Source organism: Rhizobium sp. PP-F2F-G48 (assembly GCF_004342335.1).
In the GTDB taxonomy this organism is placed as follows: domain Bacteria; phylum Pseudomonadota; class Alphaproteobacteria; order Rhizobiales; family Rhizobiaceae; genus Ferranicluibacter.
In genome coordinates, this window is the sequence record NZ_SLVH01000024.1 from 1 (window position 1) to 11023 (window position 11023).

Annotated in this window: 9 protein-coding genes; 8 read left to right on the forward strand and 1 reads right to left on the reverse strand. The window is 57.1% G+C overall.

Annotation, left to right across the window (positions count from 1 at the left end):
• Positions 1-3: 3 nt before the first annotated feature.
• The 3 genes from C8J36_RS25680 (at position 4) to C8J36_RS24465 (ending at position 2810) form a co-directional block, all read left to right on the forward strand.
• The gene (locus C8J36_RS25680) at positions 4-156 is read left to right on the forward strand and encodes a zinc-binding dehydrogenase (RefSeq protein WP_281029261.1); all 153 of its coding nucleotides are present in this window, start codon (positions 4-6) and stop codon (positions 154-156) included.
• Between the two features lie 134 nt (positions 157-290).
• Positions 291-1508 carry an epoxide hydrolase family protein gene (locus C8J36_RS24460; RefSeq protein WP_132537866.1) on the forward strand — a complete coding sequence of 406 codons (1218 nt, stop codon included), beginning with the start codon at positions 291-293 and terminating at the stop codon, positions 1506-1508.
• 81 nt (positions 1509-1589) lie between these two features.
• On the forward strand, positions 1590-2810 hold the full coding sequence (locus C8J36_RS24465; protein ID WP_132537867.1) for a GGDEF domain-containing protein: 1221 nt from the start codon (positions 1590-1592) through the stop codon (positions 2808-2810).
• Between the two features lie 507 nt (positions 2811-3317).
• On the opposite strand, the gene C8J36_RS24470 is transcribed toward C8J36_RS24465, so the two are convergent.
• Positions 3318-4550 (reverse strand): ROK family transcriptional regulator, encoded by a 1233-nt coding sequence (locus C8J36_RS24470; RefSeq protein WP_132537868.1) that lies wholly within the window; start codon positions 4548-4550, stop codon positions 3318-3320.
• 559 nt (positions 4551-5109) lie between these two features.
• Between C8J36_RS24470 and C8J36_RS24475 the strand changes: the two genes are divergently transcribed.
• Genes C8J36_RS24475 through C8J36_RS24495 form a run of 5 tightly spaced genes read left to right on the forward strand, consistent with a single transcriptional unit; the run spans position 5110 to position 10851 of the window.
• Positions 5110-7686: an ATP-binding cassette domain-containing protein gene (locus tag C8J36_RS24475; RefSeq protein ID WP_132537869.1), complete on the forward strand. Its 2577-nt coding sequence runs from the start codon at positions 5110-5112 to the stop codon at positions 7684-7686.
• Positions 7686-8696, forward strand: a complete 1011-nt coding sequence (locus C8J36_RS24480) for an ABC transporter permease (RefSeq protein ID WP_132537870.1) — start codon at positions 7686-7688, stop codon at positions 8694-8696. The genes C8J36_RS24475 and C8J36_RS24480 overlap by 1 nt, the downstream gene beginning before the upstream one ends.
• A 53-nt stretch (positions 8697-8749) precedes the next feature.
• Positions 8750-9754: a rhamnose ABC transporter substrate-binding protein gene (locus C8J36_RS24485; protein ID WP_132537871.1), complete on the forward strand. Its 1005-nt coding sequence runs from the start codon at positions 8750-8752 to the stop codon at positions 9752-9754.
• Positions 9755-9807: 53 nt separating this feature from the next.
• Positions 9808-10572 (forward strand): glutamine amidotransferase, encoded by a 765-nt coding sequence (locus tag C8J36_RS24490; protein WP_132537872.1) that lies wholly within the window; start codon positions 9808-9810, stop codon positions 10570-10572.
• Between the two features lie 15 nt (positions 10573-10587).
• Positions 10588-10851 carry a hypothetical protein gene (locus C8J36_RS24495; protein ID WP_132537873.1) on the forward strand — a complete coding sequence of 88 codons (264 nt, stop codon included), beginning with the start codon at positions 10588-10590 and terminating at the stop codon, positions 10849-10851.
• Positions 10852-11023: the final 172 nt, after the last annotated feature.

Below are 11023 nucleotides of genomic sequence, written 5' to 3' on the forward strand. Positions count from 1 at the left end.
ACGATGAACGAACTGATCGGCTTCCTGATGACCGGCAAGCTGTCGATCAACATCGGCAAGGTGATGCCGCTGTCACAAGCAGCCGAAGCCCATCGTCTGCTGGAGAATGGCCTCACCACCGGCAAGGTCGTGCTGCAGCCCTGGATCGAAGCCTGAGCCCAGCGGATCCCCTGGCGGCGCCGCTGGGACGCTGGGGGATCTGCCGGAACCAATCCGCGGCGTGACGACAGTGTAGATGGCGGCGAACGCCGACGTTCGACAAACGCAGGACCCCAAGGAGCAAATCAGACATGACCCGTGAGATACTGCCATTCCAAGTCCGCTGGACCGATAACGACGTCAGCGATGTTCTCGATCGCGTGAACTGCTATCCCTGGCCCGCCGTCGCGGCGATCGACGACGGATGGGCTTATGGTTGCGACCCGGCCTATCTGCGATCGCTCTGCGATTATTGGACGACAGGGTTCGATTGGCGCGCCGCAGTCGATGATTTGAACAGGTTTCCGCAATTCACGGCCCGCGTCGGCGATCTGGATCTTCATTTCCTTCATGTTGTGGGCGAAGCAAAGCGTAAGCGCCCGCTCCTCATCACGCACGGATGGCCCGGATCGCATTTCGAATTCTGGCGGGTAATCGAACCGCTGGCCTATCCCAGCCGCTTCGGGGGCAATGCGTCGGACGCTTTCGACCTCGTCATCCCATCGCTTCCCGGCTTCGGGTTCTCGTCCAAACCCGCGCGGTCGGTCGGCCCGCGCGCTACGGCGCGCCTGTTCAACACGCTCATGACCGAGGTTCTGGGCTATGAAACCTATCTGGCGCAGGGCGGCGACTGGGGCGGCACGGTCGCATCCTGGCTGGGTCGTGAGCACGGAGCGTCGGTGCGGGCGATCAACCTCAACATGCTCGGGCTCCGTCCGAGCGTCCCGCCGACGAGCCAGGACGAACAGGCATGGGCAAAGAAGATGTCGGTCGCTCAGGGTACAATTGGCGCTTATTTCTCGCTTCAGGCGACCAAACCGCAATCCATAGCATGGATGGGAGCTGGCAATCCGGTCGGACAGGCCGCGTGGATCGCGGAACGATTTCATGACTGGTCGGACCTGACAAACCGGTCGATGGATAATGTCCATCCGATGGACTCGCTGCTCACCAACATCATGATCTACGTGATGACAGGCAGTTTCACGACCGCCGCTTGGTTTTACCGAGGGCTCATCGAGGAAGGCGGGATGACCCTTCCGCTGAACGAGCGCTGCGAGACGCCGACCACAGTCCTGAATTTTCCCAACGATGCGCTCTACACGCCCCCGCCCCGTTCCTATGCTGAGCATGTCTATAACATCGTTGACTGGTGGGACATGCCAAGAGGCGGCCATTTCGCCGCCATGGAAGAACCGCAGCTTTATATCGACAATATCAGATCATGGGGCCGTGAAGTCGGCCGCATGGAAATTTCAGGTACCCGTGAAGGTCCTATAAATCATAACTTAAGTGAGTTCATTAAGTGATATGAAGTATACCTCATTTGCGAAACAAGGCTAGATCAGCCAAGATCGATTGGTCATCGTTCGCTATGGGGGTCGGGTGCGGTGGACATAAATACTCTTCTATTTGCCAGCTTTATGGCACGAGGTGGGTTCATTCTGATTTTCCTGATAGCAAGCTTCAAAAGCGAGTTCTCAGCGGCCTTCCGCTTTTGGACCATAAGTATTTTCGGGTCTGCTGTCGGCTTGTTACTAGTCTACAGCGATCCTAATTATCCATATTTTTCATCGACAAAAGGTGGTTTGATCTACACCATTCTCGGGTTCAGCATTTCCTGTGTTTGGGCGGGCTCTCGCATATTTTTTGGACCCGAGGTAAACTCGGTACGTTTTGTCGTCATGGGATTATCGCCGGGTCTCGTCTACGCTGGCGCCCGTACTCTGGGTTCTGAACCCGACATAGCGATTATGTTGACGATGGCGTTGGTTTTATATTCTACTGCGGTCACGGCTCATACTTTTTTCGTTCGCACACCACAGCGCTACCTACCGTCTCAATTGCTAGTGGGCAGTGCCTTGGCAATCTACTCCACGGCAATCTTCTCATCGATCATACTGATTGCTATTCGACTATGGATAATCGAGGCCAATGCTGGTCTGCCATCAGATGTCTTCACGGCAATTTTCATCGACCAGATTATGAGCGTCCTGACCTATGTTGGCTTGATCGCCATGTCGCTGGAGCATGCGCAGATGCGGATGAAGGTTATCGCAACCATCGATCCATTGACAGGGCTAGCGAACCGACGCGGAGTTCATGATCAGGCACTGCACGTTTCTGACGCCCGTCATCGCGCGAGACATCCAATGTCTCTTTTGATCGCGGATATCGATCATTTTAAAGCCGTCAATGACAGATACGGGCACGACTGTGGTGATGCTGTGTTGAAAGAGTTTGCACGCCGCCTTGATGCGCACAGTCGACAAGGACAGGATATCGTTGGTCGTTGGGGTGGCGAAGAATTTTTGGTCATCTTGAACAATACCGCGCTTAAAGATGCCGTAAACTTTGCTGAACGGCTGCGTCTCCTGGTATCGGAGGAACCATTCCTTTTTGGAGATGTGGTCGTCAGCGTGAGTGTCAGCATCGGTGTTGCAGAAATCGACAGCAACGACTTCCTCTTTGAGCAGGCTGTGAAAGTGGCAGACGAGGCACTGTACGTTGCGAAACGAGGTGGCCGAAATCGTGTCGTCAGCGCCGCAAAATCAATTGGCCTGGACGAGAAAGGACTCAATGAAGTATACTTGCAAAAAGCGACAGGTTAATTAATCTTTACGCGTAAAATTTGAGTTCTAGTCAGGTACGCCGTGGATCAATTACATTCAGGAAGTAAATTCATCGTTATTTTTACGCAGGTGATGCGGAGGAGGAGGTGGTTGCTTTCAATATCGTCATTAGTGCTCGCCATCTATGGAGCTTGAGGTATGAGTAGCTTCTGCGCAATTTTTTGCGACCAGCAATCGCCGATCGACAACGGGTCGGGGCGAACCTCCTTCACTCGTCAGAAGTATTGAAAAACTAAGCGTTCCATGCGTCCAAAACTATCATCCAATAGATCTCATCGGACCTTGAATATGCGTCGCCAGATGACAAAATTCGGAGAAGCAACCATTTTCGCCACACCACTTGCCACAGGAAGTGAACAAAATAGATCTAAGCAATATTTTGTGCCTAAAAGCCGGCGATTTGTTCAATAGCCAACAAGAGCAACTTGTTATAATTTTTACTGAGACGACATAAGATGCTGGCTTACTGCGCTCTCCATTTTGTTTTCATGAACCAATTAAAAGCGGCTTTTTCTCGCTCCCTTTTTTCATAAGCACGCCGGTATCGGGTCCAAACATTGAGAAGATCGGGAGGATGCTCGCGCCCAGCGCCGACCCGCGCGCTCCAAAAGCGCCAGCCGCGATCGTGGGGGCCAGCAATCCGGGGGGAAGCATGTCGGAGAAACACTGGCGGACCTTAGCGACCGTCTCCATCAAAAGTGTTGAGGGGAGCAATCCGTCTATGACAATCGCTTCGACATCGACGACAGCTATGCTGCCGATAAGCGCCTGAGCCAGCGCATCCGCACAATCATCCTGCCATTCCGAAACGTGCTTGCGCGCTTCAGCCGGCATTGGCTCCAGGTCGCGCACCCGTTTTATCGCAATGCCATTGACGTTCAGATGTCGGATCAGTGTGTATATCGAGGCACGATGTAGGAGGACCTCAAACCGTTTTCCTGGAGCGGGCACCGAACTCAACGTCGAGGCCGTGACCGGAAAAGGCCCATAGGCGGCCGTGTTGCCATTGGGACCTGTTTGGAGAGTCCCATCGAGTACCAATCCACCACCGACAAAGGTGCTGAGGGAAATATGGATGAAGTCGGAATATTGCTTTCCTAAGCCATATACCAACTCGGCGGCGGCGGCGGCGGATGCATCGTTTTCGATGAGGACGGGGATCCCGGTCGCTTCCGAAAAATACTTCTTGAGATCGGACCCACGCCACGCTTGCTGCACCTCGAGTGGGAAGGCCAGCTCTTCGTCCCAGCCTCCAATGAAATAAGGTGCAGAAACCCCGACACCGACCAATCGAGCTTGACCGGAAGCGCCAAGGTGCGCCTTGAAGCGGCCGATCGCAGAGCTTGCAAGTCTTTTGACGGTTTCCGGATCAGGGTAGTCGTAATCGTGGGTTTCGAACGATACGGTCTTGCCGGCAAAGTCGATAAGCAAGGCATCGAGCGAGCGCCGTCCAATATGGAGGCCGATCGAGAAAGCACCGTTCCGATCGAGGGTATACATGGCGGAAGGCTGTCCCTTTCTGCCGAAGCGCTTTCCGTTCTCCGCGAGATAGCCGCCCGCGACAAGAGCATCGACGATACTGGCAACTGCCGGAGGAGTAAGATGCGCGAAGCGGGCGATTTCCGCTTTGGATGCCTGGCCGAAGCGTCTCACGGCCTCCAAAACAACGCGCTCGTTATAGTGGCGCAGTTGAACCGAATTGCTTCCTTTACTGCTCATCGTGATCTGTTCGCCCGTTCATAAGATGCATTCTGTTTTAGTCAAAGGACCGGAGATGCCCGGTGCGACGGGCTCCGTTGTACATAGTCCCTCGGTTGGCCGCAACCGCCAGAAGCTTCTGCAGTCCATCGCACCAGATCTCTGATATTGTAACCTGCTTTAATAAATAATGCTTCGCGCGTTGATGTTAGTGCCTTGTCGCTGTGCGGCAATCTCGACAAGGCGGTCTTCAAATTTTAGCCATGAAACTGGACCGCCGCATCGTAAAGACGCGGGCGATTATGATTCGCAGGCAGCCCGCGCTGCAGGACTTATTCAGGCAACACCAGCTCCCTCGTGATTTCATCGTCGTCCGTTTCCAGAGACCGAAGGCGCCGTCGAGATTTCGTCCGTGGACCGGAGTCAGAGATTGACCGGCCCATCAATAATTTATAGTAATCTGCTTTAATAACTGCACCGAGGGGAGTTGGTGTGGTGGAATGCAGGGAAGGAACCGGAGAAATGTTGGTTTGTAGAACTGAGGCTCGCGCAGAGCAGGCTGGTACGTGGGATCGCGCGCATGCTTAAGGTTGGTGCACTAACAACAGCGATCAAGCCCTCCGCCAAAGAGGGCGAGATTGTCGCTTCGTTGGAGAACGTGACGAAAATTTTCGGCGGGACAGTTGCCGTTTCGGACGTCACGATTGATCTGCGGGCGGGCGAGGTTCTTGCACTGCTGGGCGAGAACGGCGCCGGCAAAAGCACCTGCGTGAAGCTTCTGGCAGGCGTCTATCGCCCGGACGGTGGCACAGTTCGCATTGGTGGGGATCCAACGCGTTTTTCCTCGCCGCTGGAAGCCCAGCATGCCGGCGTCGCCGTGATGCATCAGCATCCAGGTTTGTTCCCCGACTTGAGCATTGCCGAGAACCTCTTCATCGGACAGACCGGCGCAAAATGGAAAATCGACTATGGCGCCATGGAGACCGAGGCAAGGCGCCTGTTCAGGATGGTCGGTCTGGATGCCGACGTCACGCTTCCCCTCGGCCGACTGCGCACCTCCGAACAACAGTTGGTCGAAGTCGCGCGGGCACTCTCTCTGGATGCGCGCGTCCTGATTATGGACGAACCAACGGCTGCGCTGTCGCAAAGGGAGGTCGAGCGCCTCTTCTCCGTGGTGAACGACTTGAGAAAGCATGGCGTGGCGATGATGTTCGTCGGCCATCGAATGGACGAGATCTATCGCATCGCCGACCGCATTACCGTCCTTCGCGACGGACAGCTGGTGGGCACGCAGCCGACAAGCGAATTGTCGCGCGAGCGTGCGATACAGATGATGGTGGGCCGTACGCTTGATGGTCTTTATCCCCGACATTCGGCGGCCCCCGGAGACGTTATCCTCAAGGTGGACAACCTTACCTTGGGCGAAAGCTTCGAAGACGTCTCCTTCGAGCTGCGGGCTGGCGAAATTCTCGGCTTCGGCGGATTGGTCGGGAGCGGTCGAACGGAAATTGCCAGGGTTCTCTTCGGCATCGATCGCGCGACATCGGGCACCGTGACAATCGATGGCAGGGCCGTGGATTTCGGTTCTCCAAACGAAGCGATGAAGCATGGGATAGCGTACGTTTCGGAAGATCGCCTCGGGCAGAGCCTGGTCATGGATTTTTCGATCCTGAACAATGCCTCTCTCACCGTGCTGGATGACGCGACGCAGGCGGGCATGATGTCACGCGCGAAAGAGCTCGGATTGGCAAAGCCCTTCCTCGATCGCCTCAGCCTGCGCTTCCGTTCCTACGACCAGCCGGTGAGTTCTCTCTCGGGAGGCAATCAGCAAAAGGTGGTTTTGTCGAAATGGTTGGCGACGAAACCGCGCGTGCTTATCCTCGACGAGCCGACCCAGGGCATCGACGTCCAGTCCAAAGCGGGCGTGCACCAGATGATGGCCGATCTTGCCAGCCAGGGCATGGCGATCATTCTCATCTCATCGGAACTGCCGGAACTTCTTGGTATGGCCGACAGGCTGATCGTCCTGCGCGAGGGTCATGTGTCGGCGCGCTTCGACAGGAGCGAGGCGACGCAAGAGAAGATCATCGAAGCCGCCACCGACGCGGTGGTCGAGAGAACCGAGGGCATGCTGGTCGTCAAGGCCACTGGCCCCGAAGCCCGGAACGGGCCGCACCACGAGCGGAAGCCTTTCTGGCAGTCCTTGCTCGCCAGGCGGGAGTTCGGTCTGGCCGCCGCCATTCTTGCGGTCGTCGTGCCGATCTCCTTCCTCAACATTCGCATGTTGAGTGGCGCGAACCTGACCGCGCTGGCCATGGATGCCGGCTTGCTGGTCATCGTGGCGCTCGCTCAGATGCTCGTTCTCGTTACGCGAAGTATCGATCTCTCGGTCGCCGCCATCATTGGTCTTGCGGCTTACGGTGCTGCGTCCACTTTGCATAGCCATCCCGAAATTGGCGTGGTCGGCGCCGTGTTGCTGGCTTGCGGCATCGGGACGGTTGCCGGACTGGTCAACGGGCTGATCATCACTTACGGTCGAATACCGGCCATCGTCGTGACGCTCGGAACGATGTCGATCTTCCGTGGACTGAACAGTCTGTGGGCCGGCGGAACCCAGGTTAGCGCCGATCAGGTGCCGCAGAGCTGGCTCGACATGACCAGCGCCAGCATCCTCGGTATCCCGGCGATCCTGATTATCGCGGTCGTTACTCTTCTGGCCGTCGCATACGTGCTTCGCTACACGACAGTCGGTCGTGAACTTTACGCCATAGGATCCAATCCCGAGGGCGCCAGGTTGATCGGCATTCCGGCAGGTCCGCGCGTCCTTCTCGCTTTTGCCGCTGCCGGTTTGCTGGCAGGGTTCGACGGCGCTCTCTGGGCTTCCCGATATGCGACCGTCGATGCCCGCGTCGCATATGGCTTCGAGCTGACGGTGATTGCGGCCGTCGTCGTCGGCGGTGTCGCCGTCCGGGGCGGTTCTGGTACGGTCCTCGGGGTTGCCGCAGGATCGTTGATGCTTCTGGTGATCAACAATGGACTGACGCTCGTCCGCGTTGACCCCTTGTGGCTGCAGGGCGTCTACGGACTGGTTATTCTTGCTGCTATCGCGATCGACGCCTTCGTGGCGCGTCGCGCTGCCCATGGGGGAGCACGCTAATGGCTACCAAATCCAGACATCAACCGGACGTCATCGCCCGGATCGGCAACTGGGACAATTTCCTGGCAGCCATTACGATCGTCGTCATCGTCTATGCAATCTTCGAGGTGCCCAATTTCGCCACGACGTTCAACATTTCCCAAGCTGTCGCGGGCATATCTGAGCGGGCGTTGATCGCGCTGCCGATGGTGTTGCTCATCATTGCCCGCGAAATCGACCTGTCGGTCGGGAGCACGCTGGCTTTGACGAGCGTGGTGTTCGGCTTGCTCGTCCAGGCCGGCATTCCTCTTTACCTGGCCATCGCGCTTACCCTTGTCGCCGGCGCGGCATGCGGAGCGTTCAACGGAGTACTCGTCACTGCCCTTGGCCTGCCGTCGCTCGTCGTAACGCTTGGGACCATGGCGCTGTTTCGAGGCATCGGGTATATCCTGCTTGGTTCCGGCTCAATTAACGATTTCCCGGAGAGCTTTCTCGATTTCGGTATCGACAGCGTCGGAAACACCCCCGTTCCCTGGACTGTTCTGCCCTTCATTGCTCTGGCGCCGCTCTTCGCGATCGCGCTGCAGAAAATGCCGATCGGTCGCCGGATCTATGCCATCGGGGGAAGCCCGCAGGCCGCACGATACTCCGGTATCGGTCTCTCCCGTACGATCTTCGGCTTGTTCGTGACCTCGGGCGTTGTGTGTGCCGCGGCTGGCATGGTTTACGCCGCGCGCCTCGCGAATGCGCGCGCCAACAACGCCCTCGGGATCGAACTCGACGTCATTACCATCGCGTTGCTTGGAGGCATCAGCGTGTTCGGCGGGAAGGGGAAGCTGACCGGTGTCCTGTGGGCGCTTCTATTGTTCGCAACGATCCGCAATGTTCTCGGCCTTCTACAGATTGGCGGTGACGCGCAGGGGACCGTCATCGGTCTGCTCCTTATCGTTTCACTGCTGGTCAGCAACGCGGCAGAGCGCATTTTCGCGACGGTGAGGGCGCAATACTTTCAACCCAAAGCAGGCGAGTAGCGTCCGGTGGCTCGCATTGTTCATCTAAGCCGGATTTCTGGAGGAGAATACGCATGAAATCGACAATCCTGAAATCGCTGCTTCTGGCAAGCAGCCTCCTTGTTCCCGTAGCCGCCGCAAGCGCCGAGGAGTGCGCAACGGCTCCCGTCACGGTGGGCTTCCTGCCAAAGCTCGATACCGATCCCTATTTCCAGGTTGCACAGACCGGTGCAGAAGAAGCCGCAGCGGAAATCGGCGGCAAGGCGATCAAGCAAGCACCGTCTCAGGCAACAGCCGAAGCGCAGATCGACTTCATCAACAACCTGGTGTCCCAGAAGGTCGGCGTCATCGCGATCTCCGCCAATGATGCGAACGCCGTCGCCCCTGCCTTGCGTCGTGCCCAGAAGCAGGGTGTCAAAGTCGTCTCGTACGACTCGGACGTCTCGACAGCAGCGCGGACGGTGTTCCTCAATCAGGCGGCTGGAGACAGTCTGGCCGAGATGATGCTCGCGTCGATGGGGAAACTCATCAACTACGAGGGCGAGTTCGCCATCTTGTCATCGACGCCGACCGCTGCCAACCAGAATGCCTGGATCGACTTCATGAAGAAGAAGATGGCCAGCGACAGCGTGTATGCCAAGATGAAGCTGGTTCAGGTCGCCTACGGTCAGGAAAGCGAACAGGTCAATCAGCAGCAGGCTCTCGGACTAGCGCAGGCTTTCCCCGATCTGAAAGGCATCATCATTCCCGCCGGTATCGGGCTGCCGGCAGCAGCGCGTGCGATGGAGCAGGCCGGTCTTCTGGGCAAGATCAAACTCACCGGTCTGGCACCGGCCACGTTGATAAAGAAGTACATCCAGGATGGGTCGGTTCAGGATATCTGGTGGAACGTGAAAGATCTCGGCTACCTGACCTACTACGCAGCTCAGGCCGTTGCCACCTGCAAGCTCACCGGCAAGGAAGGCGAGGAATTTACTGCTGGTCGCCTGGGATCCTACAAGGTCGGAGCCCAGGGCGAGGTTCGGCTCGGGCCGGCCGAGATCGTCACCCCGGCCAATGTTGAAGAGTTCAAGTTCTGATAGCCAAGGGCAACGCCTACGGGCGTTGCCCTCTCTTCAACAGAGGGATCATCATGAAACCCGTGCTCCTCGCCGGTGAGACGTTTCACGTCACGTCCTTTGCGTCCAAAGGCGCGGAGGTCGGAGCGTTCTCGCGGTATTCCAATGGCGCAACCCACTATATCGAAGCACTCGCCCGAGAGAATATCGCCGTCGTGCAGATCGGCGGCGAACGCTGCGAGGCGGAATTTCCGACGTCACTCGAGGCTCTGGCGGCATACTCCGTCGTTGTCATATCGGACGTCGGTGCCTTATCCCTTCTCTACACCCCCGAAACGCGCGCCGGCCGTCGTTCGATCAACCGTCTCGAACTGCTCCGGGAATGGACGGCCAAGGGCGGCGGCTTGATGATGGCCGGCGGTTATACCTGCTTTCAAGGGATCGATGGCGCGGCACTGTTTCACGGCACAGCCGTTGAGGACTGCCTCCCGATCGAGATCGGTGCCGGCCCGGACGGACTGGAGGCGCCGGAGGGCCTTGATCCGGTCATCGACCGGCCCGAACATCCGACCCTTCACGGTCTTGACGCACCAATGCCGTTTGTCCTTGGCATGAACAAAGTGCACGTAAGGCGGGAATCGGAGGGAGAGACCCTGATCTCCTGCCGATACCGCGATCTGAACCTACCGCTTCTCTCAGTACGCCACTATCACCAGGGACGTTCGCTAGCCTGGATGACCGACATCGGTCCACATTGGCTGTCCCAAGACTTCATGCAGTGGAATGGGTACGATAGACTAATGGCCAACATGGTAAGATGGCTCGCTCGGGAAATTTAACGAAGGCGTCTCCTCATGATAACGATATCTGTGGAAGAGCTTGTCTCGAAGCTGGCAGATATTCCTCTCGGAAAGCGTTGGGTCATCGGTATCGTTGGCCCGCCGGGCTCCGAGAAGTCGACAGTCGCGGCAGGATTGGAACTGGCATTGAATGCCAAAATCAGCGAATACGTAGCGATCTTGGCGATGGAGGTTTCCATTTCGATGAGTAGGTTCTTATCCCTCGCGGCCTACGGACGCGAAAGGGCGCACCGGAAACATTCGATCTCGCCGGATTGATCCATATGCTGGAAAGGCTGCGCTCCAATGGAATGGCAGAGATAGCTGTATGAATAGCCCCGAGATTTGTAGACACTTTCTTTCCTAAATTGAGGCAAGAAGAGCATCATGAGCAAATCGAATTTCAGCGAAGAGTTTAAGCGGGACGCGGTTCGTCAGATCACGGAACGGG